The organism is Burkholderia sp. AU30280, assembly GCF_020420125.1.
Lineage (GTDB): Bacteria > Pseudomonadota > Gammaproteobacteria > Burkholderiales > Burkholderiaceae > Burkholderia.
Genome location: NZ_JAIZRY010000014.1, coordinates 1 through 22,839 on the forward strand (window position 1 = coordinate 1; position 22,839 = coordinate 22,839).

Consider the following 22,839-nt stretch of genomic DNA (forward strand, 5'->3'; position numbering starts at 1 on the left):
CAACTTCAGACGCCTGCGCATTCGGTTCGAGCGCCTCGCCGCCATACACGAGGCGTTCATGAAAATCGCCGCCTGCGTCATTTGCTGGCGACACCTTCAAAAATCATTCTGTTAGCGTTTCTTAGCCCGCTCGATGCGCAAGTTGATCGCCGCGCAACCGACAGGGTCGCGAAGCCCGTCGAGCCATTCATCAAATTGGGGAGTGGTCAGGACCCTGAACATGGAACCATTGTAACCCATAGGGGACAATTTGGCTGCCGAGTTTTCTCAGTCTCACGCTCGTTGCGTCCAACATGGTTGGTCCTGGAGCATGCCGTTGCACGCGCTGGGGATCGGTGCACACGACCGCTGCACGGCGCTTGCGTGATCGACGAAGGCCGCCACAGATTTCAGCGTCGACGGCAAGCCGGCCGCATCCGACGGGCACAAGATTCCGTGCCCGCGACGTTGATCTCTTCGATTTGCTACTCCAGACGAATATCAACCGCTCAGCAGATCGAGCACCAGAGCTCGATCCCGGCAAGTGAATCGACACTCACACGTCGCCCCTACTACCCTCACCACCGTAAGCCAGCCGCAGCCCGCCACGCGCCCCCGATCGCGCAATCTCCGTCGGCGTCGCGCCCAGCACGCGATTCATCCAGTTCGCCATGTGGCTCTGGTGTGCAAACCCGGCTTCGAGCGCGACCTGGCTGATACTGAGCCGCCCTTCGAGCAGCAACGCCTTCGCGCGCTCGACCCGCCGCCTCACGACGTACTGGTGCACCGGCATCCCGAGCGTTTCGCGGAACAGCACCTTGAAATGCGGCACGCTGATCGACGCGAGCGCCGCGAGTTCGGCGAGCGTCATGCGCCGGTCGAGGTTCGCTTCGACATAGTCGATCACGCGCGCGGCCGCTTTCGGCGCGAGCGTGCGGCGGCGCTCGCGGAACGCCGGCTGGCCGTCGACCAGCCGCGCGACGAGCGCCGTGCACAGGCTTTCCGCATAGAGCGGATCCGACGCGTCTTCCGCTTCGAGTTCGGCGGCCATCGCCCATGCGATGTGCTGCAGGCGCGGGTCGCGCACCTGCAGCCGGCGGCGGATCTGCCCCCGCGACGGCTTCAGCTCGAGCTGTTCGACGGTTCGCCGCACGAACGTATCGCTGAGCGCGATATGGAGGATCCGGCAGTCGGCGCTGTCGGTCCACTGGCCGGGCAGGCCAGCCGGAATCACGTCGACGTCGCCATGCGCCTGGATGCGCGACACGCGCTCGCCGTCGCACACGCAATCCGCGCGAACGGGCGACCCGACATGCACGCCGATCCGGTGATGCTCGGCCGCCGGAATCCGGTAGGTGCCCGCGCGGATTTGCAGCAGCGCCGCGCCGAAGCCCTGCCAGCCGAGCCCGCGGCTCGAGCGCAGGCTGACCGGGACGCCGTTGTCCGTCGGCGCCGCGAGAATCGCATCGCTCATGGCCTTCCTCCAGTGGATGGGGATGTCGAACGCGCATTGTGACGCGTTTTCGGGCCGCCTGCCGGGCCCGCCGGCGGCGCGCCCAGGTCGAGCAGGAAAAGATCATCCGTTCCTGCTCATGGCCATCCTTGCGTGCGCGCCGGCGGGCGCCGCGCCGCTTACGATGGCCCCATCCGACACCTACGGAGACCGTCATGCCCCATCAGTGCCTTGCACAACGCGCAGCGTTCACCGCGCACGCGCCCGCCGCCGCCCCGCGCTCGTCATCCGGCTCCCGCTCCCGCGACGTCCGCGCCACGCTCGCCACCCGGTGCCTGCGCATCGTCGGCTGGTACCGGCTCGAACGGCTGCTCGCGTCGATCCCCGACAGCAACGACGACTTCGGGCTCGTCTGACCTGCGCGTGGCCAACCGGCCGGCGTGGTCCGCCTACTTGCGCCGCCGCTCGTGCAGCGCCACCATCGCGCCGTCGATCACCGGTGCGCCCTGCTTGATCAGGAAATCGCGGAACAGCCCCGTGACCTGCGAAATGCGCCGGTCGGCGAGCGTGACCACATACCACTCGCGCTCGATCGGGTTGCCGGGAAACGGCAGTTGCCCGAGCAGCCCGGTGCGCAGTTCGAGTGCACACGCGTGCAGCGACAGGAACGCAACGCCGAGCCCCGCTTCGGCCATCTGCTTGATGGCCTCGTTGCTCGACAGTTCGGAGCCCACATGGAACCGGTAACCGGCATTCTTGAATAGGCTCTCGACGGTCGAGCGCGTACCCGCGCCGCGTTCTCGCACGAGCAGGTGCGCGGATTCGAGATCCTTTAGCGCGACACGCTTGCGCTGCATCAGCGGGTGCCCGGGCGCCGCGACGAAGACCATCGGATGCTTCGCGAATTCGACCGCATGCGTGCGCAGCTCCTTCGGCGCGCTGCCCATCACCGCGAGATCGATTTCATGCGTCGCGAGCATGCGGATGATGTCGTCGCGATTTCCAACCTTGAAATAGGTTTTCACATGCGGACGCGTCGCGGTGAATTTCACGAGCAGCGGCGGAATCAGGTACTCGGCCGTCGTGATCGCGCCGATCCGCAGCGTGCCGCCGAGATCGCCCGTCAGCGCGGCCACTTCGTCGCCTGCCTCGCTCCATAGATGCAGGATCTCGCGCGCATAGCGCGACACGATCTCGCCGGCCGCGGTCAGCTGCACGCCGCGCCCCACCCGCTGCAGCAACGCGGCGCCCACCGCCTCCTCGAGCAGGCGAACCTGCAGCGACACGGCCGGCTGCGTCAGGTTCAGCTCCTCGGCCGCCCGCGACACGCTGCCGAGCCGCGCAATCATGTCCAGCGCCTTCAGCTGCCGGAACGTCGCGGTCTTTCCTATAAGTGAATACATATGGGTCGCTTATAAACATTAAATTGTTCGCGTAGGTTCGAAACTATATCGTCGGTTCTTGAGCAATGTCATCCGAATCGTCATTCAGCGGGAGCCCAACATGGACAACACCACGCCCAACCTTGCAACGGACCGCGCACCGCGCCTGCCGCGCATCGTGATCGTCGGCGGCGGCGCCGGCGGCCTGCACCTCGCCACGCGTCTCGGCGATACGGTCGGACGCCGCGGGCAAGCCGAGGTCGTGCTCGTCGACCGCTATCCGACGCACTTCTGGAAGCCGCTGCTGCACGAAGCCGCGTCGGGCCACCGCGACCCGGCATCGCACACGATCGAATACGCGGCGCAAGCGAAGCGTCACGGTTTCCGCTTCGTGCAGGGCGCGCTGCAGCGGGTCGACCGCGCGGCCCGCACCGCGACGATCGCGGCCGTGCAGGACGCGGACGGCACGGAAATCCTGCCGCAGCGCGAGCTCGGCTATGACGATCTCGTGCTCGCCGTCGGCAGCGTGACGAACTTCTTCAATGTGCCGGGTGCGGCGCGCCACGCGCTGCCGCTCGAAAACCTCGACCAGGCCGAGGATTTCCGCCGGAAGTTCCTCGCGGCCTGCACGAAGGCGAATCACCTGGCCGAGCAGCAGCCCGCGCGGCGCGCGGCGCCGATCTGCATCAACGTGATCGGTGCGGGCGCGACGGGCGTCGAGCTGGCAGCAGCATTGCGGCATGCGATCCAGCAACTGACGACGTACCGCTTCAAGGCGCTGGTGTCCGCGCGCGATGTGCACATCCGGCTGATCGAAGGCGGCCCGCGCATCCTGCCGGCGCTCGACGAGCGGCTGTCCGGCAAGATGCACGCGCAGCTTCGCGCACTGAACGTCGACGTGCTGACCGATACACGCGTGGCGGAAGTCGGCGCGAATGCCGTGACGACCTCGACCGGCGAACGGCTCGCGAGCGACATCACCATCTGGGCGGCCGGCGTGGCAGGCCCCGCGTTCCTGCAGCAGATCGGCGACATCGCGCTCAATCGTTCGAACCAGGTGATCGTGACCGATACGCTGCAAACGCCGGACGACCCGCACGTGTATGCGTTCGGCGACTGCGCCGCATGCCCGACGGCCGGCGCAAACGGCTTCCTGCCGCCGCGCGCGCAGGTCGCCCATCAGCAGGCCGTGTACCTGGTCAACGCATTCGCGCGGCGGGTCGCCGGCAAGCCGGTGGCCGGCTTCACGTTCCGCGATGCAGGCACCGTCGTGTCGCTCGGGCATGCGGGCGCCGTGTACCAGGCCGACATCAGCGTGCGTTCGCGCTCGCTGATCGTCGACGGGCTTGCCGCGATCGGGCTGTACAAGTTCCTGTATCGCAAGCACCTGTTCAGCGTGGTCGGCGTGAAGCGCGCGCTGTTCCAGTCGCTGAGCCACTGGCTGCAAAGCCGCAACCAGCCGTCGATCAAGCTGCACTGATCGCACCCGTTCACACGCGGTGTCGCAAGACGGCATATCGGTCGTGCATCGCTCGATATGCCGTTTTTTCATGCGCCCCTGTGCGGTGCATTCACCGCATACGCGAATCGGGTGCATCACATCGAAGGCCGTCGATACGATGCGCTTCGCGCGAAATATGCGGTGCGACACGCATCCCGCGCCCGCATTGGCTCGCCACCCCATTCATTAGCCAAACCGTATGGGTCGGATATAAATATTAATTGGTCGTGTTTTCGGGATAGACGCTAAGGTGTGTGGCATTCCCGTCGGCGAACGGATCATCACGTCTCTGAAGAGGAATCACCGTGGTTATCGAAGCCATCGTCACCCGTCTCGACGCAGCATTCGCGCAAATCGAAGCAACACCGGATTCACATGAATCGCGCCATCAACGCGACGCGATCATCCAGTGGCTCGACCGGGCATCGGAAGAAGGATATCGACTCGGTCTCGTCACGACGCTGCCGGCCGCGCGGCTCAGCGACATGTTCGAAGGCCAGTTCGGCCGCGCGAACCTCGACCGCTTCTCGGTCGTCGTCACGGACGCCAATCAGCAGGACTCCGGATCAAACCAGCATCCTTTCGACGTCGTGCTGCAGGCACTCGGCGTGCCGCCCGAACGCGCGGTGGCGATTGCGAGCAGCGAACCGGAGCGCCGCGAAGCCGAGCATTTCGGCCTGTCGCGCTGCGTGCACATCACCGACACCGTGCGCTCGATCGCATCGGCCGGCCTGCACTGAACGCCGGCACACGGGCCGGCGGTGGCCGGCCTGCCGCGATCCGGCGGCAATCCGACGATTGCCCGACTCATTTCTGACATTCTGCTGTCAAAGTCGCTTGCAACACTTCCGGGCTTGACCGATCCCTCCCGGAGACGGGACGACGCGAACCTGCATCGTCCCGCCCGTTGCACGCCACGATGACACGCCCGATCCGCACCGCCGCCGCCTTCGCGATTACCTGCCTGCTGCTCGCCGCCTGCGGCGGGGACGACTCGACGCCCGCCGCGGCCTCCGCCGACACCAGCGGTTCGACGCCCGCGCCACAGCCGCAGCCTCAGCCCAAGCCGACACCCGCGACTTACTACCAGACGAAGACGCCGTACCGTCCGCAGCAGGACGCCGCAACGTACGAAGTGCCGCCCGCCGGCTACGCGCCCGTCTATACGGAACTCGTCGCGCGCCACGGCTCGCGTGGATTGTCGGGCTTCAAGTACGACGGCGCGATCTACGCGATGCTGGTCAAGGCCGAGGCCGACGGCGCACTGACCGCGCTCGGCGCGCAGCTCAAGGCCGACACGTACGCGATGATGAAGGCCAATGCGCTGCTCGGCTATGGCGTGGCGGGCATCTCGACGCCCGGGTATGGCAACCTCACGCAAACCGGCATCCGCGAGCACCAGCAGCTCGCCGCACGTCTCGCGCAGCGGCTGCCCGCATTGTTCACGGCCGGCAACCGGCAGGTCGTCGTCGTCAATTCGGGCCAGGACCGCGCGGTCGACAGCTCGACATATTTCTCCGCGTCGCTCGTGGCTGCACAGCCGGCGCTGGCCACGGCGATCACGCTGCCCGCCGCGCCGTCCGGCTATCCCGCGAACGCGCCGGTCGCGCAGCCGGCCGGCACCAACCGCTTCCTGCTGTATTTCCACTCGCTGAAGCCGGCCACCGATCTCGTGACCGATACAGGCAATCCGTACTACGCGACCTACCAGGCGAGCCAGGCTTACCAGGCCTATGCGAACGACGCGACGGTGGCCGCGAAGCTCAACGCGATCAAGGCCGCGCCGCAGGCAGCCGACGTCGCGCAAACCGTGTTGTCCACACTCGTGTCCCAGGCATTCATCGCGAAGCTCGGCACCGACGGCTACACGTTCGCGAACACGGGCACCTATGCATTCACGTCGGCGGACGGCAAGTTCACCAACACGCTGAAGGGCGACGGCAAGACGAAGATCGCGACGGCCGTCGATGCGGTGAACGTGCTGTACAACCTGCTGCAGGTCGCGCCCGCGATGACGGCGGAAACCGGCGGCGTCACGATGGAGAAGTACATCGGTGCCGAGCAGGCGCAGTATCTCGCGTATCTTCAGGATGCCGAGGACTACTACCAGAAGGGGCCCGGCATCCAGGAAGCGAACCCCGTCACGTACCGGATGGCGAAGGTGCTGCAGGACGATTTCTTCGGCGAAGTCGATGCGATCGCACGCGGCGACCTGACCCGCGCCGCGAAGCTGCGCTTCACGCACGCGGAGGTCGTGATTCCGTTCGCATCGATCATGAACCTGAAGAACGTGTTCGTGCCGACGCCGCAGGCGCAGACCTACACGTACGCGAACAACCCGTGGCGCGGTGATCAAGTGTCGCCGATGGCCGCAAACATGCAGTGGGACGTCTATCGCAACGGCTCGCGTCTCATCGTGAAGATGCTGTACAACGAACGCGAAACGGATTTCCAGGCCGCGTGCGACGGTGCGAAGATCGCGCCGGGCAGTCACTTCTATGACTACGCGGGGTTGAGGCAGTGTTACGGGTATCAGTGAGATGACGCGGAGCACGCATGCCGCGACGAGCACGTTCGACACCCGCACGACGCAGCGCGTCCGGGTTTCAACGTGCGCTCGCCGGTTCGCTAGCGCTTGCGGATGCCGTTCTGAAGCAGCGTCCGGTGCAGTGCGGCCAATTGCGGCTCCGCAAGCCCCCGCTTCGGTATGAGGCGGAACATCACCGCCGATTGATAAAGCAGGATCACATAACGATCCTCGCTCCAGTGAACCAGATCTTCAAAGCGAAGTGTCTCGCGCGAGGTCGGGGTTTCGACGATGAAACATTCGCTGCGCCAGACGACCGTGTGCGGCTGATGGAGTGTCTTTTGCTGGTTGTAGATCTTGCGAGCGGCACGACGCAACACCAGATGATTGAGTAGCGGCACGCCGATCGTCACCACCGCCGCGATTCCCGCTATCCACCAGACATTGCGCCATTCCAGCCAAGCGCCGGTTACCACCCGGAAGCCACCGAAAAACAGGACGATGTACGCGATCACCACGATCGCGAATGACTTGAGCAGATATTTCCAGTTATATCGGCGCCAAAGATTCAGGCGGTAAGCGTGGACCAGGTCATCCACGGTCAATTGAAATACGATCTCGGTATCGCTCATTCGCGGGCTCGGAATGGTCGCTGTTTTTATGCTTGCGATGGACGTTTCACCACAAGCGCCGCGATCCGGACAGCCGGCGCCGCGTGCGCAGGGTGACCTGCAAACGAAGCCACGCGAAATCGCCGGCCATTCGATGCATGGGCCGTCAATATACCTGTGCGGAACAAGGGCTTTGCCGAATTGCGTATCGGTGACGGCCTTCAGCCTTTCGGGCGCGCCCTTCCGAGGGTCACGAAACCTTCTCGCCCCGCTGCCCGCCGGCCCCCTCCGGTTCGACCAGCATGACCTCGATCCGCTCCTTGCCCTTCCCGGTATTCCTGCGCTTGAGCGTCAGCATGCCGATCTCGCCGGTCGACGCCGGATGCGTGCCGCCGCACGCCATCGTCGCGAAGCCGTCGACCGTCCAGTATCGGCGTTGTGCGTCGACGTCGCTGAAGTCGGTCACGATGCGCAGGTCGCGCTCTGACAGGTCGGCCGCGGCCGATTCGATCTCGGGAAACAGCGGCGCCAGGCTCGCGTCGCTCGCGAAGTCGATGCGCGCCTTGTCCTGCCCGATATGCGCACCGATGCGCTCGATGCCGGGCCTGAGCCGATAGACCAGCTGCAGCACCATTTCCGCCGCGAAGTGCAGGCGCATCAGCCGGTACCGCCGCGCCCAGTCGATGCGCCAGGTCACGCGATCGCCGACACTCAGCGAATGATCGCGCGGCAGCGTATAGACGATGTCGAAGCCCCGCTTTTCGGCCTGGATGACCGGATAGCCGCCCAGCGACCCCGCGTCACTTTCCTGCCCGCCCGAAAACGCAAAGAAGATGGTCGCGTCCACCTGCACGCGATCGCCGTCGACATGGCTGACGACGGTATCCAGCGTCGTCCGGTAGGGATCGTCCCAGAATACTTTTTTCGTCATTGCCCGCCGTGCCTTTCGCCGAGGAAAACACGCAGGCTAGCCGGATCGCGTACCCGTGGCTTGTACGATCTTGCGCCGTTGCGCCGACGCACCCTCGTCGGGCATCGCACGCGATGCTGTCGCGGCCCCCTCCTCGCTCTTGCGCTCGACACACCACGTACGAATCGACCGATGCCCCGGCCGCTCCCATTCGGGCGGCATCCACAGGTGCTTCAGCCGTTGCAGGACGGGCCCGGGTGCAAGCACGTCGCGCCACATGTCGACGAATTCGTGCAGGTTGAGCACCAGGAAGTTGTACGAACGAATCTGCTGCGTGATCCCGTAGTCGACCGGCTCCGTTTCCTCGACGTACGTGCCGAACAGGCGATCGAAGATGATCAGCACGCCGCCATAGTTCCTGTCGATGTAACGCGGATTGCGGCCGTGATGCGCGCGATGGTTCGACGGCGTATCGAACACGTACTCGAACCAGCGCGGCAGCCGCCCGATCGCTTCGGTATGCACGAAGTACTGGTACGCGAGATCGACCGCGAGCAGGAACAGCACGACCGCGGGCGGGATGCCGAGCCACACCGGCGGCAGGTAGAACACGAACACGCCGACGAACGCGTTCAGCAGCGACTGCCGCATCGCCGTCGTGAAGTTCATCACTTCGCCGCTGTGATGCGGCACGTGCGCGGCCCAGAACCAGCGCACGCGGTGCGACGTGCGATGAAACCAGTAGTAGCAGCACTCCACGACGACGAAGATCGGCACGATCGTGAAGCCGTTCACCGGCACGTCGAACAGCCGGTGCCGGTAGACCCACGCGAAGATCGCGCCCGTGAACAGGAGCCCCATCACGGTCTCGGCCACCTGATAGCCGGCGCCGAGCGACAGGTTCGCGACGATCTCCTTCCAGCGAAACGGCGCGCGGCGGCCGCGCCCGGTCATCACCGCGTATTCGATCGCGAACGCGATCAGGAAGACCGGCGTCATGCCGATCAGCAGCACCTGCTTCCAGTCCACGTCGTTACCCAGGAACGCATGGAGCCACGTCATCAATTCGGTCGGCATGGTCACGGCCTCGATCAGGAACTGACCGGCAGTATGGTCGCGCACGGGTCGACCCGCGTTGACACTTGCCGACGATTACTTGACACTTTCCGCCATGCTCGCCGCCTCCCCGCTATCGACGCAGCGCATCTACTACTCGAGCACCTACGTGCGGCTGCTGTTCGACTATCTGTCCGAGCAGGGCAAGGATGCCGCGCGCGTGCTCGGCGAGGCGCGGCCACCCGACGACGATCGCGGGCTCACGCTGTACGCGAGCGCCCACTGGCGGCGCCTGCTCGAACGTGCGGTCCGTGCGCTCGACGATCCGCTGCTCGGCCTGCACGTCGGCCAGCGAATCACGCCCGCCCATCTCGGTGCGCTCGGCTACGCATTGCATGCATGTCGCGATGCCGGCGCCGCACTCGCACGCTGGCAGCAATACGAACACCTGATCGCAAACGTCGCGCGCATGGAAGTGCGAGTCGGGCAGACATCGGTCGAGATCGAATGGCACGACGCGCCCGAGCCACTCGGCCCGCTCGTCGACGAAGTCGCGCTGACGGCCATCGTCCAGTTCGCGCGCAACATCACCGGCACGCGTCACGGACCCGACGAGGTCTGCTTCGTGCACCCGTTACCCGCCGACGAACGGCCGTACGTCGACTATTTCGGCTGCCCGGTGCGGTTCGGCCAGCCGGTGAACCGCCTCGCGTTCCCGCTGCACCTGCTCACGCAGCCGCTGCGCCAGCCGGATGACGCGCTGCTGCAGATGATGGAACGCCAGGCGAGCGCGCTGCTTGCCGAGCTGCGGCAGACGGACGATCTCGAACAGTCGGTGCGCGAAGCCGTCGCGCGCCTGCTGACGCAGGGCGAAGCAAGCATCGAACAGATCGCGTCGGACCTGCATGTGTCATCGCGCACGCTGCATCGACGCCTTGCCGAACTCGGGCTCAACTTCCGGATACTGCGCGAGGACACGCGGCGGCGGCTCGCGATCGACCATCTGAACGATCCTCGGCTGACGCTCGCGGAAGTCGCCTGGCTGCTCGGCTATTCGGAACACAGCGCATTTACGCGCGCTTTTCGGCGCTGGACCGGCGAATCGCCGCAGCAGTGGCGCAGCCGGCAACCTGCGCGGGCAGCGAAAGTCGCGCGCGGCTGAGCGCGACGCACCAGCGCGCCGCCGACGAACTCGCGTCCGCCCGCGCGGTCGAACGAGCATCGCCGGAGAATCCCATGAAACACGTTGCCACTGCCGCTGTCCTGACCCTGCTGGCCGCCGTCAGCTTGCCGGCCGCCGCCGATGCAGCATCCGGCAGCGCCGAGCCGGCGCCCGTCCAAGCGCACGCGAAAAACTGCGTCCCGTCCCGCGACGCCACGCGCGACACCCGCTCGCCGTCGAAGGCGCCGCCAATCCGCGTATGCGTCAGCGACGCCAATACGCAACTGAACCTGCCGTGGTTCCTGACCGACGTGCTCACCGCAGTGGACACGCATCAGTCGGGCGGTGATCTGCTCCGCAAGATGCGCAACGATTTCTGAATCGCGGCTCGTGCGACGCGCCGGCACCGTATCGTTCACGCACCTTCAGACGCTTGCAGCCCCTGCATGAACGTGCCGACCCTGCCGGCCCACATCGCGGGGGCGGCAATGCTGCGCAGCAGCGCAAGCCATTTCTTTCGATCACCCTTCGAAAGCGACGCATGATCACCGCTGATGGCGTTGCAGCGCGGCGTATCGCGCGAAGCGAGCGCGCGATCGGGCAGGAGGTTGCGGGCCGGCCCGTTCACGTCGATCCGGATCCTCAGCGAACCGCCGTCGGCTGCGGCTGCACCATCGGTCACGATGACCGTGGGTACGGCATCTTCCCTCCCGAAGTTCGGGCGAGCCGCGCGACCGTATCGCGCGGCGACCGATCGCAGGCCGCCGGCAGGTCGACAAAGACAGCATCCCGAAAGAGTGTTTCGTGTCGAGACACAATCACAAAAATACACTAATAGTTGAATAACAATATTTCGTAATCCCTCATCGCATCTTATACTTGCCGCGCACCATCCTCGTGCCAAGAGACGGTGTCTTTTCGTCCCGGCCGCAAGACCATGCGGCCGGGTTTTTTTCGGTGTGCTACGTCTATATACGTGCGCCATATGCACATGTTCATGGACGCAAGCCTCCGAAATGAATGGCCGAGTCGCGTGTCGACCGGCTCGACTTGCCTCTCCCTACACACAACACCGAAGGCGACCGCGGGAATGTCGGCGTTCACGCCAGACTCGAAGGCAGTTTTCCAGCACAGCGGTGCGTGGCCGCGGGTCGTCTTTTTCGTCGCCGTAATCGTTTGCGTGCTCGTGCCGGCATGCGCAATCGCGCTTGCCGACCGCTATGCGCGCGATGCCGTCACCGAGCATGAACGCGTCATCGCGAACGACATCGTGGCCTCGGTGGACCGCATCCTCGACGGTGCGCGCCCGCGCCATGTGGACGAGCTGACCGCGCTCGTCGGACGGCCATGCCCGGCAGTATTCCGGACACTCGCCGAGATAGGCACGCGCCTGCGCTACCTGCGCGCCGTTGCGCTGGTGCACGACGGTCGCGTCATGTGCTCATCGGCACTGGGGGCGATCGACTTGCCGCTCGACGCGTACATGCACGAGCCGGAACCGGGATCGACGCGCGTCACGTTATTGCGCCAGACGCCGTTCCAGCAGGGCATTCCGGTGCTGCCCGTGTTCTACGCCACCGCGCCCGGTGCGGGGGTGCTCTACCTGATCGAAGGCGACTACGTGGCCGACGCGCTCGCGCACGGCGCCCGCTACGGGACGGAAACCGCGACGCTGTCGATCGCGGGTGCGGGCCATCTCGATCAGCACGGGAAGTTTTCGCCGGAATCCGCCGCGGAACCCGCGGGCGGAAGCACGATCATGTCGCTCCGCTGGCCGTTCACGGTGCAGGTTGCCGCATCCGCACGCTATACGTCGCAGGTCCGGCAACACTATCGGCTGATCGGCATCACGATCGTGCTGCTGGCGGACGGCCTCGTGATGGCGGCCTACCTGCTGGCGATGGCGCCGCGCCGGCTGCTGCTGAAGGCCGTGCGCAACGCGCTCAGGCGCGACGAGCTCCATGTCGTGTACCAGCCGATCGTCGATGTCGGGACGCGCAGGACCGTCGGCGTCGAGGCGCTGCTGCGCTGGCAGCATCCCAAGTGGGGGGCCATCAGCCCGGCCGTGTTCATCCCGCAGATCGAATCGAGCGCGGTGCTGCCGAAAGTGACCGAATTCGTGCTGCGGACAGCCGTGTCGGAACTGTCCGCGCTGACGCCGTCCGCGCCGCTGCGCATCGCCGTCAACATCGCGCCGAAGGATCTCGAGCGCACGCGGTTCGTGTCCGTCGTCGAGGAGGCGATTCGCGCGCTGCCGCCCGGCTTTACGCTGGTGCTCGAAGTCACCGAGCGCATCCTGCTCGAGAAGAACGCGCGGACCACCGCGATCTTCCACGCGCTGAGAGCAAAAGGCGCGAAGTTCGCGATCGACGATTTCGGCACGCATCACAGCAATCTCGACATGCTGTCGCGCTTTCCCTTCGACTACGTGAAGATCGATCGCCAGTTCGTCTCGCAACTGAACGGCGGCAGCGCGAGGTTGATCGAAGGGATCGCGTCCGTTGCGCATCACTACGACCTGAAGATCATCGCGGAGGGGGTGGAGACCGAAGTGCAGCATCGTGCGCTGCATGCGGTCGGGATTCACTATGCGCAGGGCTATCTGTATCAGCGGCCGCAGCGGCTGGAGCATTTGAAGCAGGATTTCGCGTGGGCGTCGCTGTAGGGGCGGCGTCGCCGACGCATCCGTACCGACGGCTGCTCATCGACGCGCATGCGGCTCTTTGTCAGGGTGACATCATGGACGGGGCATGATGGAACGATCGAGCACGACGGGCGTGTTTGAGGGGTGCCGGTTCGAGTCCGGTCCCCGGCACCCACTTCAAGTCAGTCAATGTTCGATCGCGTACGCAAAACCCGGGAAATCGGTGAGTTTTCCCCGGGTTGTTTGTTCGCCGGCGTTGACGTGCATGCTGTCGCGCGCTCATGCATCCGGGCAGTCATCCGCATCCGCCGTGCGCGCGTCAGTCGAACGTACGCACCAAGGCGGACGCCTTGGTTGCGATCAACCAGTTGCCCTCCACCTTATGCATGACGAAGTGATCGTTGAACAGCCTGTTTCCGATCCGCACCCGCACCGTCGCCGTTGAAAGGCCGTCCGAGATATTCTCCATCGAGAGGATCGCTTCATCTCTCGGCGCGCCTGTCGATCGCGGACTCGGCCTCCCGTTGATGAGCGCCGCATACTCTTGCGACGACAGGATGCGCAACTGGCCCTCAGCCAGCCACTGAATCAGGCAACTCGGGTGAAAGACCTTGTCGAAGTCACGGCTCTTCGGCTCATAAGCCAAATTGAAGTAGTCCTCGATCAAGGCGGCTACGGCCTGGGTCTGGGTCATGGCTGGCTTTCCTCGGTAGTGAACGGCTCGTATAGTGAGCGATCCTCCCCACCCTCGGCTACGGCGACCCGGTTATCGCTGCCATTACAGGAACACATGGATCATGGAAGACCTCGATGGGGGACTCGTCAGCGGCTTGCTCGTCCTCGCAGCCCTGGCCGAATCCGGGAGCTTCGGCCGTGCGGCATCTCGTCTGGGCAAGACGCAGCCGGCGGTCAGTCGCGCTATCCAGCGACTGGAGGACCGTCTGCGCGCGAAGCTCGTGCATCGCACCAGCCGGCACGTCGAAGTGACGGACGCCGGCCATGCGCTGCTGTCGAAGGTGCTGCCGTTACTCCAGGGAATCGAAGAGGCGACCGTCAGCGCCTCGGACCAGACCTCGATCGTCAACGGTACGCTCCGCGTGGCGTGCGATGCCGTGTTCGCCCGCCTTGTGCTGGCGCCGGAGCTGGCCCAGTTCATGAAGGCCCACCCTGCCCTTCAACTGAAGCTGGAGACCCGGAACGACCTCTCGGATCTGGTAAGCGACGGATTCGATCTCGCCATCCGGTTCGGACCGCCAACCGTTTCAACCCTGGTTTGCCGCCGGCTATACAGTCCGCGGGTCCTGACTGTGGCCGCGCCGTCGTACCTGGAGCAACGCGGTCGGCCGAAGTCGCCGCAGGATCTTGTCGATGATGGCCATGAATGCATCCTGGCCATCGACCCGGCTACCGGCAGACCCTTCGAATGGGAGTTCTGGCGTGGCAACGAGAAAGTGAAGGTGGCCGTCAGCGGGAACCTGACGCTCACGGACGCGGGCACCAAAATCGGCGCCTGCGTTGCCGGCTACGGGATCGCCCAGGTGATCGACCTCGGGATCGACACGCACCTGCGTGCGGGCACGCTGGAGCCGGTTCTGACGGACTGGCGCGACGAGACGTTCCCCCTTTACGTCTACTATCCCAGCCGGAACCACGTTCCGGCCAAGGTCAGGGCGTTCATCGACTTTGTTGCCGGCATGATGCCCGGGCTACAGTCGAGAGCCCCTGGCGAGGGCCGGCAGCCGTCACCCACCCTGCTCGAGACGCTGCGGCGCGAGTAATCCCCTTCTTGCCGTCGCGCGCCTGACCTTCCGTTTCAACCGTCATCGCCATGTCCTCGCGTCCATTGCACGGCGTGGATATCGCCCGGCGGTCGATTCATCTTTTCGTCGGCACGGCCTGGGTCAGATGCGAAACGGCATCCTCATTCGCCTGCCCGCGAACGGTCGGACCTGCCGTCAAGCGCTTCGAGAAATCGGGGCGCCGGCCGGCCCGCACAAGATCGTGCCTCGCCCGATGGCTTCCTGCCACCTGTTGCCACGCACGCCGCCGCCGGCACGACCTCCATTCAAGCGCTAAAATCCGCCGCCTGGGCATCCACGACGAGCAAGCGTTTTGACGGAGTTCGAGCAGGGTTTCATCCTCACCCGCCACTGGCGGGACACCGCGTCCGGCATCGAGATCGAGTTCTGGCTGGCAACCGGACAGGGTCCGCGCCGCGTGCGGTTGCGCCCGCAGGAAGCCGTCGCGTTCATTCCGGCTGAACAGCAGACGCTCGCCGAACGCGCGCTGGCCGGCGAGCGTGAGGCCGAGTTGCGCCCGCTCGCGCTGCGCGACTTCCGGCGGCGGCCGGTCGTCGGCCTCTATTGCAAGCGTTATCGCCACCTGTCCGGGCTGCAGAAGCGCCTCGCGGCAGCTGGCGTCGACGTCTACGAAGCCGACGTGCAGCCGCCCGACCGCTACGCGATGGAGCGTTTCATCACGGCATGCGTGCAGTTTCGCGGCCAGCCCGGCCGCGACGGCACGCTGACCGGCGCCGAACTGAAAGCCGCGACCGGCTATCGCCCGGCGCTGCGCTGCGTATCGCTCGACATCGAAACCAGCGTTCACGGCGAGTTGTATTCGATCGCGCTCGAAGGCTGCGGGCAACGGCAGGTCTACATGCTCGGCCCGCCGAACGGGGGCGACAGCGACGAAGCGGGCGCGATCGATTTCCGCCTCGACTACTGCGACAGCCGGCCCGCGATGCTCGCGCGGCTCAACGAATGGTTCGACGAACACGACCCCGATGCGGTGATCGGCTGGAACCTCGTGCAGTTCGACCTGCGCATCCTGCACGCCCATTCGGAGCAGTACGGCATACCGCTGAAGCTCGGGCGCGGCGGCAGCGTGCTCGACTGGCGCGCGCACGGCCAGCAGCCCGACCACTTCTTCGCGGGCGCGGCCGGCCGGCTGATCCTCGACGGCATCGACATGCTGAAATCCGCGACGTGGACGTTCCCGTCGTTCAGCCTCGAATACGTGTCGCAGGCCCTGCTCGGCGAAGGCAAGTCGATCGACAACCCGTACCAGCGGATGGACGAGATCCAGCGCCGCTTCGATCACGACAAGCCGGCGCTCGCGCGCTACAACCTGAAGGACTGCGAGCTCGTCACGCGCATCTTCGACAAGGCCGACCTGCTGTCCTTCGCGCTCGAACGCGCGAGCGTGACGGGTCTCGCGGCCGACCGCACCGGCGGGTCGGTCGCGGCCTTCACGCACCTGTACCTGCCGCGCATGCACCGGCTCGGCTATGTCGCGCCGAACCTCGGCGACGTGACGGGGCAGAACAGCCCCGGCGGCTTCGTGATGGATTCGCGCCCCGGGCTGTACGACTCGGTGCTCGTGTTCGACTACAAGAGCCTCTATCCGTCGATCATCCGCACGTTCCTGATCGATCCGGTCGGGCTGATCGAAGGGCTCGCGAACCCCGGCGACGACGCATCGGTGCCCGGCTTTCTCGGCGCGCGCTTCTCGCGTACCGCGCACTGCCTGCCCGATATCGTGCGCCGCGTGTGGGAAGGCCGCGACGATGCGAAGCGGCAGCGCAACGCACCGCTGTCGCAGGCGCTGAAGATCATCATGAACTCGTTCTACGGCGTGCTCGGCTCGACGGGCTGCCGCTTCTTCGACCCGCGCCTCGCGTCGTCGATCACGATGCGCGGGCACGAGATCATGCACCGCACGCGCGAGCTGATCGAAGCGCAGGGCTACGAAGTGATCTATGGCGATACCGATTCGACGTTCGTGTGGCTCGGCCGCGCGCACGACGACGACGCAGCCGGCGCCAAGGGCCGCGCACTCGTCGAGCACGTGAACCGCTGGTGGCAGGCGCACCTGTGCGACCACTTCGGGCTCGAGAGCGCGCTGGAGCTGCAATACGAGCGGCACTATCGCCGCTTCCTGATGCCGACCGTGCGCGGCGCGGAGGAAGGCAGCAAGAAGCGCTACGCAGGGCTCGCGGCAGCGGCCGGCGGCGGCGAGGACCTCGTCTTCAAGGGGCTCGAAACGGTGCGCACCGACTGGACGCCGCTCGCGCAGCAGTTCCAGCGCGAGTTGTACCGGCGCGTGTTCAGCCGCGAGCCGTACCAGGATTTCATCCGCGACACCGTGCGGCGCACGCTGGCCGGCGAATTCGACGACCAGCTCGTCTACCGCAAGCGCGTGCGCCGGCCGCTGCGCGAATACGAGCGCAACGTGCCGCCGCACGTGCGCGCGGCGCGGATCGCCGACGAGTTCAACCAGGCACAGGGCCGGCCGCTGCAGTATCAGCGCGGCGGCTGGATCAGCTACGTAATGACGACGGCCGGCCCCGAGCCGCTCGAAACCATGCGCTCGCCGATCGACTACGCGTTCTACCTGAGCCGCCAGCTGCAGCCCGTCGCGGACGCGATCCTGCCGTTCCTGCGCGACGATTTCGAACGCGTGATCTCCGGGCAGGGGCAGTTGTTTCAGGAGTAGCCGCGCCAGGTCGAGCACGGGAGACGCGCGGGGCCGGTTAAAATACCGCGCTGCTGCGCGTTCTGCCGCAGCCGGAGGACATTCATCATGACCGCACGTCGCGGAACAGCGGTCGCCATCGCGCCCGGCCACGAATCAGCCAGCCTGTCGAAAGCCCAGAAAGCATTCAATACGCTCGTCCAGCAGATCGAGAAGCGGCGCGAGCGTCTCGGCGCGTGGGAAGCCGTGATGCCGGCATTCCAGAAGAAATTCGTCGACGAGCTGTTGCCGCTCGAACAGACGTCGACCGCGCTGCGGATCCGGTTGCTCAACCAGCTGGACGACGCGTACCTGCAGAAAGGATTGAGCAAGGCCGAGCAGCGTACCCTTTCCGCGATGATCGCCGACATGGCGCGCGACTTGCTCGACTTCAGCGACGACGCGCAACTGAAGGCCATCCATGACCGGCACAGCGCGGCCGATCACGGCGGCTACACGGCGGCCGAGCCCCGGCAGACCGCGTCCGAGCCGGAGCCGGAATCGACGCCCGGCGTGACGGCGGAAGACGATCTCGACGCGCTGTCGCCCGAAGCACTCATGGCACGCATGCAGGCTGAACTGGACGAACAGTTCAAGCGGGACATGGCCGCGCACGAGGCCCGCGAGGCACAACGCGCCAAGCGCAAGAAAGCGCCCCGGCAGTCGGCCGCGCTGGCGAAGCGCGAAGCCGAGCAGGCCGAATCGAGCCGCTCGATCCGTGAGGTCTACCGGAAGCTGGCGAGCGCGCTGCATCCCGATCGCGAAACCGATCCCCTGGAACAGGAACGCAAGACCGTGCTGATGCAGCGGGTCAACCACGCTTATGCGAACGGCAAGCTCCTGCAACTGCTGGAGCTGCAACTGGAGATCGAACAGATCGACCGGCACGCGATCAACGGCCTCGGCGAAGACCGGCTCGCGCGCTACAACGGCATCCTGGAAGATCAGCTTCGCGAGCTGGATCAGGAGATCGAGGACGTCGAGACCGGTTTCCGGCGGACCTACGGGATCGCGCCGTCGGTCAAGGTCGCGCCCGATACCGTCGTGCGCATGCTCACGCGCGACATCGCGGGCACCCAGCGCGGCATCCACGACCTGAACCTGACACTGCGCGAGTTCGACGATCCGGCGAACGTCAAGGAATGGCTGAAGGACATGAGGCGCCGGCCCGCTTCGTCCCGGTTCGACGACGGGCCGTTCTGAGCGCGCATGCGCATCCGGCCGAACGGAACGGCGGCACGCGGTGCCGCCGTCGCTTGCTCAAGCGCCCCGCGTCACGCCCGGTGCCCCGAGATCGGCCCCGCTTCGCCGGTCAGGTTGAAGATGCTGTCGATCCACGCAAGAAACGTCGAGAACGTGAAGTCCGACCACTGCTGCGTGCGGAACGCCTTCATCACCGGCGTATCGGCCGGGTCCTGCTGGTTCAGCAGGTTGTCGACGAACGTACCGATATCCGCGTCGATGCCGTTCTCGTGGATCCCCGACCCGGTAAAGCTGACCGCCGTCACCTGGTGGTTGTCGATGAAATCGTTGCGCGCCCACGGCATGAAGTAGCCGAAGTTCGGCAGCGGGTTCAGCGTCTGCTTCAGCCCGTCCAGTTCCTGGTCGAACATCGCGAGCGACAGCGCATCCTTCGTCGCGTCGTCGGGCGCCGCGATCACGGCCGGCACGAACGCGCGATAGTGATACGCGGCGATGATCTTGTCGCGCTGGTAGCTCGAGAAGCCGAAGCGGTCGTGCGGGAATGTCGCCGACAGCGCCGCATACGCGCTCCCCATGTTGCCCGGATCGAAATGGCGGGTCAGCCGGCTGTTCACGGTAATCATCCCGTCGGGGCCCGTCATCCCCCACTCGGTGCGCACCCGGTCGTACAGGCCGACCGACGGATGCGTGGCGGCGTCCGCATCGAACGGCGTGTTGAACACCGTGCCGGCATCGTCGAGCAGCGAACTATGCGCCTGCGGCTGCAGCGTGTTGCGCAGCGTCGCGTAGTTCGCGAGCGTGCCGTAGCCGCCCGCGCTCATTCCGTACACGAGCAGCCGGTTCGGCTTGCCGAAGCCGTGCGACGTCAGCCACTGCGCGACGGCCTGGATGTTCTTCAGCCCGCTGTAGTGCTGCAGCCGCCAGTCGCCGCTCGGCGACGTGTAGTTGCGCACGGCGCTGCCCATGTGGATATCTCCGGTGCAATAGGGCACGAAAACCTGTGTCCACTGCTGCGTCTCGACCTTCGGTTCGCCGACGAGAATGTGCGCGAGATCCATCCGCGTGAGCAGCGGCGACAGGAACGACGACAGCAGGCTCTCGTTCGCCGTGCCGTTCATGTAGTTGTGCGGGATGCCGTCCGGGTTGAAACCGCCGAGGCCGGCCTCGGCGCCGGTCGATGTCTGCGTGCAGGTGCCGTAGTCCCAGCAGGCGCCGCCCGGCTCCATCATGTACAGCAGGTTGTCCGACTGCGCGCGATTGATGTAGAAGCGCATCGGCGTGCCGTTGCCGCACGATGCACCGGTGCTCTCGGGCAACGTCACTTCGTACCACGAATAATAGGGAATCGACGGGTCCGGCATCGTCGTATCGGCCGCGTGGCCGTTCAGTGCCGCGCAACCGAGCAGCGCGGCAACGGCCGCGCGCAGCAGGCATCGTGCTGTGGACATCTCCCCTCCTTGTCGATGGACATGACGCGACCGCCGGGCGCCGGGCCGGCGTCGCGGATTCGGCGCTCAGTGCACGCCGGACGGTGAAGCGCCGTCGAACAGCTGGACACGCAACGCCTGCAGGCGCTGCGCGATGACGGCTTGCTGCTGGTCGGGATCGGGAATGCTCGCCTGAACCTGCCGGACGACGTCGCGGCTCTGCCGTTCGTACGAGAGATAGCGCGGGTCCTGCGCCGGCGACGGGCCGAGCGTCTGCCGCGCATAGGCGTCCCATTGCGCGCGCATCGACCGGATCGCCGCGCTGCGTGTCGCGGGGTCGGCTTCGGTATCGGTCAGCAGCGCCGCGCTCAGCGCTTCGGCCTGCACGGGCACGATCTCGTTGCGCGCGACATGGTCGGGCAGTTCGTCGAGAATCCGGCGCGCGAGTGCGGCGCGCTCGGCTAGCGGCATGCTGTTGCGGCGATCGCCGTACGCGGCAACCTCGTCGCGAAAGCGCGCGAATGCGACGATGCGCTTCACTTCGGCATCCGCATCGGGCCGCCCTGCCAGGCTGCGACGCAGGGCATCGACATCGAGCCGCCGTTCCTCGGGGCCGCGCGTCGCGGCGCCGGTGCCGAACGGTTCGGCCGCGCCTGGCGCCGCGCTCGCCGTCGCAGCCGGTGTGCCGGATGACGCGGCTTGCGCCGGTGTCGTCGCTTCATATCGCCAGACTGCAACGACGGCCACGCCGATCGCCGCGATCGCGCCCGTGCGCCGCCAGAGTGCCCTGTTCTTCTTCACGTCGCCTCCTCGTCACGTCATGCCGTTCTTCGCCGGTGCATCCGCGAGTAGGTTCTAGGTCGAATCCCGCACGCAGTCAAAAACGGCGCTAGAACGCAGGCACTAAACCCGGTCGCGTTGGCCACGTCCGGCAAGACGTTTGAAACGCATTTCGTTGTCGCACGGCCGGGCGCCCGATGTCGCGCGCCACGCCCGCCCGGCGGCGGTTCGGGCCGACACGCGCGATGTATGCCGCGACGCCAAGCAAGCGGCGATCCAGCCGCGCGCGGCACGCGGGCCATGCGTCGGCGCGGCCGATACGAATGGCCGGAAAAGACCCGTCGAACGACCCGCTGAGCGCTTGGTCGTGATTCTGGCGCGCCCTATGCTGGTTTCCGACACGCGCCGAACGGTCGGCGCGACGCACACCTCACCCAGCCGAGCCCGTTCCATGAGCCGTGCAGACCTTCCGCATCGCGCGCCCGCCGCCGTCCACGACTATCCGACCTATCGCGACGCGCTCGCGGGCCGCCGGCTACCCGCCGCATTCGTCGACCTCGACTGCCTCGACGCGAACCTCGCCGACCTGAAGCGCCGCGCACGCGGCCTGCCGATCCGGCTCGCGACGAAGTCGGTGCGCTCGCGCGAACTGATCGGCGCGGTGCTCGCCGCCGGCCCGTTCATGCAGGGGCTGCTGTGCTACTCGGCCGCGGAAGCCGCGTGGCTCGCGGACGGCGGCTTCGACGACATCGTCGTCGCGTATCCGACCGTCGAGCCCGACGACCTGCGCGCGGTGGCCACGCAGCTCAGGCGCGGCCGCTCGATCACGCTGATGGTCGACGCCGATGCCCAGGTCGATGCGATCGACCGCATCGCACACGAGGAACGCGTGACGATCCCGCTCGCGATCGATCTCGACATGTCGTCCGCGTATCCGGGCCTGTACTTCGGCATGTACCGCTCGCCGGTGCGCGACGTGGCCGGCGTACTCGCGCTCGCGAACCGCATCGGCGAGCGGCAGCACGTGCGGCTCGACGGGCTGATGGGCTACGAAGGACAGATCGCCGGCGTGGCCGACACGGCGCCGGGCAACGGCGCGCGCAACGCGCTGGTGCGCCACCTGAAGCGCCGCTCGGCGCGCGAGATCAACGCGCGCCGCCAGGCGGCCGTGCAGGCGCTGGCGGCGGCGGGCCGCCCATTGCGCTTCGTGAACGGCGGCGGCACCGGCAGCTTCGAAAGCACGCTCGGCGACGCATCGGTCACCGAACTCGCGGCCGGCTCCGGCCTCTACGCGCCGGCGCTGTTCGATCACTACGCGGCGTTTCATGCGCAGCCGGCCGCCGGCTTCGCGCTGCCGGTCGTGCGGATTCCGCGGCCGGGCATCGTGACCTGTTCGGGCGGCGGCTATATCGCTTCGGGCCCGGCCGGCAAGAGCCGCCTGCCGCGACCGTGGCTGCCGGCCGGCTGCACGCTGATCGACAACGAAGGCGCGGGCGAGGTGCAGACGCCCGTGCGCGTGCCGCGCGGCGTCGCACCGGCGATCGGTGACCCGATCCTGTTCCGCCACGCGAAGGCCGGCGAACTGTGCGAGCGCTTCAACACGCTGCTGCTGATCCGCGGCGGCCGTGTGGTCGGCGAGGCGCCCACCTATCGCGGCGAAGGCAAGAGCTTTTTCTAGCGGGCGCGCTG

At 66.3% G+C, this 22,839-nt stretch carries 20 protein-coding genes and 2 pseudogenes; 12 read left to right on the forward strand and 10 right to left on the reverse strand.

All coding sequences use genetic code 11. The features are described from left to right. Positions 1 to 115, forward strand: a pseudogene (locus LGN17_RS27660) (IS5/IS1182 family transposase); the annotation flags it as partial. 5 nt (positions 116 to 120) lie between these two features. Here LGN17_RS27660 and LGN17_RS27665 read toward each other — a convergent pair. Both LGN17_RS27665 and LGN17_RS27670 read right to left on the reverse strand, forming a co-directional pair. Then, positions 121 to 222: pseudogene (locus tag LGN17_RS27665) on the reverse strand (type II toxin-antitoxin system RelE/ParE family toxin); the annotation flags it as partial. A gap of 313 nt (positions 223 to 535) precedes the next feature. Continuing rightward, positions 536 to 1,453 (reverse strand): AraC family transcriptional regulator, encoded by a 918-nt coding sequence (locus LGN17_RS27670; RefSeq protein ID WP_226200021.1) that lies wholly within the window; start codon positions 1,451 to 1,453, stop codon positions 536 to 538. 194 nt (positions 1,454 to 1,647) lie between these two features. On the opposite strand from LGN17_RS27670, the gene LGN17_RS27675 reads away from it, so the two are divergent. Next, complete coding sequence (locus LGN17_RS27675; RefSeq protein ID WP_226200023.1) at positions 1,648 to 1,848, forward strand: hypothetical protein; 201 nt, start codon at positions 1,648 to 1,650, stop codon at positions 1,846 to 1,848. A gap of 33 nt (positions 1,849 to 1,881) precedes the next feature. Here the strand turns inward: LGN17_RS27675 and LGN17_RS27680 are convergent, their stop codons facing one another. Further along, positions 1,882 to 2,835, reverse strand: a complete 954-nt coding sequence (locus LGN17_RS27680) for a LysR family transcriptional regulator (protein ID WP_175956836.1) — start codon at positions 2,833 to 2,835, stop codon at positions 1,882 to 1,884. A gap of 100 nt (positions 2,836 to 2,935) precedes the next feature. On the opposite strand from LGN17_RS27680, the gene LGN17_RS27685 reads away from it, so the two are divergent. From LGN17_RS27685 to LGN17_RS27695, 3 genes are all read left to right on the forward strand, one after another. After that, entirely contained in the window at positions 2,936 to 4,294 is a 1,359-nt protein-coding gene (locus tag LGN17_RS27685) for an NAD(P)/FAD-dependent oxidoreductase (RefSeq protein ID WP_226200025.1), read from the forward strand. A 326-nt stretch (positions 4,295 to 4,620) separates the two neighbouring features. Beyond that, positions 4,621 to 5,055, forward strand: coding sequence for a phosphatase (locus LGN17_RS27690; RefSeq protein WP_226200027.1), 435 nt, complete (start codon positions 4,621 to 4,623; stop codon positions 5,053 to 5,055). A gap of 179 nt (positions 5,056 to 5,234) precedes the next feature. Further along, the gene (locus LGN17_RS27695) at positions 5,235 to 6,854 is read left to right on the forward strand and encodes a histidine-type phosphatase (protein WP_226200029.1); all 1,620 of its coding nucleotides are present in this window, start codon (positions 5,235 to 5,237) and stop codon (positions 6,852 to 6,854) included. Positions 6,855 to 6,943: 89 nt separating this feature from the next. Here LGN17_RS27695 and LGN17_RS27700 read toward each other — a convergent pair whose 3' ends face one another. From LGN17_RS27700 to LGN17_RS27710, 3 genes are all read right to left on the reverse strand, one after another. Further along, a complete protein-coding gene (locus LGN17_RS27700) occupies positions 6,944 to 7,474 on the reverse strand; it encodes a YcxB family protein (protein ID WP_226200031.1) in 531 nt (176 codons plus the stop codon). 229 nt (positions 7,475 to 7,703) lie between these two features. Beyond that, positions 7,704 to 8,384: an alanyl-tRNA editing protein gene (locus tag LGN17_RS27705; RefSeq protein WP_226200033.1), complete on the reverse strand. Its 681-nt coding sequence runs from the start codon at positions 8,382 to 8,384 to the stop codon at positions 7,704 to 7,706. Positions 8,385 to 8,420: 36 nt separating this feature from the next. Beyond that, positions 8,421 to 9,440 carry a sterol desaturase family protein gene (locus LGN17_RS27710; RefSeq protein ID WP_226200361.1) on the reverse strand — a complete coding sequence of 340 codons (1,020 nt, stop codon included), beginning with the start codon at positions 9,438 to 9,440 and terminating at the stop codon, positions 8,421 to 8,423. Positions 9,441 to 9,519: 79 nt separating this feature from the next. On the opposite strand from LGN17_RS27710, the gene LGN17_RS27715 reads away from it, so the two are divergent. Continuing rightward, positions 9,520 to 10,581: an AraC family transcriptional regulator gene (locus tag LGN17_RS27715; RefSeq protein WP_226200035.1), complete on the forward strand. Its 1,062-nt coding sequence runs from the start codon at positions 9,520 to 9,522 to the stop codon at positions 10,579 to 10,581. Between the two features lie 74 nt (positions 10,582 to 10,655). After that, a complete protein-coding gene (locus tag LGN17_RS27720) occupies positions 10,656 to 10,961 on the forward strand; it encodes a hypothetical protein (RefSeq protein ID WP_226200037.1) in 306 nt (101 codons plus the stop codon). 35 nt (positions 10,962 to 10,996) lie between these two features. Here LGN17_RS27720 and LGN17_RS27725 read toward each other — a convergent pair whose 3' ends face one another. Then, positions 10,997 to 11,209, reverse strand: coding sequence for a hypothetical protein (locus tag LGN17_RS27725; protein WP_226200039.1), 213 nt, complete (start codon positions 11,207 to 11,209; stop codon positions 10,997 to 10,999). A gap of 462 nt (positions 11,210 to 11,671) precedes the next feature. On the opposite strand from LGN17_RS27725, the gene LGN17_RS27730 reads away from it, so the two are divergent. Next, entirely contained in the window at positions 11,672 to 13,246 is a 1,575-nt protein-coding gene (locus LGN17_RS27730; RefSeq protein ID WP_226200363.1) for an EAL domain-containing protein, read from the forward strand. 298 nt (positions 13,247 to 13,544) lie between these two features. On the opposite strand, the gene LGN17_RS27735 is transcribed toward LGN17_RS27730, so the two are convergent. Beyond that, positions 13,545 to 13,919, reverse strand: coding sequence for a nuclear transport factor 2 family protein (locus LGN17_RS27735; RefSeq protein WP_226200040.1), 375 nt, complete (start codon positions 13,917 to 13,919; stop codon positions 13,545 to 13,547). 103 nt (positions 13,920 to 14,022) lie between these two features. Between LGN17_RS27735 and LGN17_RS27740 the strand changes: the two genes are divergently transcribed. The 3 genes from LGN17_RS27740 to LGN17_RS27750 all read left to right on the forward strand — a co-directional run bounded on the left by LGN17_RS27740 (position 14,023) and on the right by LGN17_RS27750 (position 18,943). Beyond that, positions 14,023 to 15,003, forward strand: coding sequence for a LysR family transcriptional regulator (locus LGN17_RS27740; protein ID WP_226200042.1), 981 nt, complete (start codon positions 14,023 to 14,025; stop codon positions 15,001 to 15,003). 334 nt (positions 15,004 to 15,337) lie between these two features. Then, positions 15,338 to 17,722 carry a DNA polymerase II gene (locus LGN17_RS27745; protein ID WP_226200044.1) on the forward strand — a complete coding sequence of 795 codons (2,385 nt, stop codon included), beginning with the start codon at positions 15,338 to 15,340 and terminating at the stop codon, positions 17,720 to 17,722. Positions 17,723 to 17,809: 87 nt separating this feature from the next. Then, positions 17,810 to 18,943 carry a J domain-containing protein gene (locus LGN17_RS27750; RefSeq protein WP_226200046.1) on the forward strand — a complete coding sequence of 378 codons (1,134 nt, stop codon included), beginning with the start codon at positions 17,810 to 17,812 and terminating at the stop codon, positions 18,941 to 18,943. A gap of 71 nt (positions 18,944 to 19,014) precedes the next feature. Here LGN17_RS27750 and LGN17_RS27755 read toward each other — a convergent pair whose 3' ends face one another. Then, positions 19,015 to 20,391, reverse strand: a complete 1,377-nt coding sequence (locus LGN17_RS27755; protein ID WP_226200048.1) for a pectinacetylesterase family protein — start codon at positions 20,389 to 20,391, stop codon at positions 19,015 to 19,017. Positions 20,392 to 20,457: 66 nt separating this feature from the next. After that, positions 20,458 to 21,171 carry a phospholipase C accessory protein PlcR gene (gene plcR / locus LGN17_RS27760; RefSeq protein ID WP_226200050.1) on the reverse strand — a complete coding sequence of 238 codons (714 nt, stop codon included), beginning with the start codon at positions 21,169 to 21,171 and terminating at the stop codon, positions 20,458 to 20,460. 430 nt (positions 21,172 to 21,601) lie between these two features. Between plcR and LGN17_RS27765 the strand changes: the two genes are divergently transcribed. After that, a complete protein-coding gene (locus tag LGN17_RS27765; RefSeq protein WP_226200052.1) occupies positions 21,602 to 22,828 on the forward strand; it encodes an amino acid deaminase/aldolase in 1,227 nt (408 codons plus the stop codon). The last annotated feature ends 11 nt before the right edge of the window (positions 22,829 to 22,839 follow it).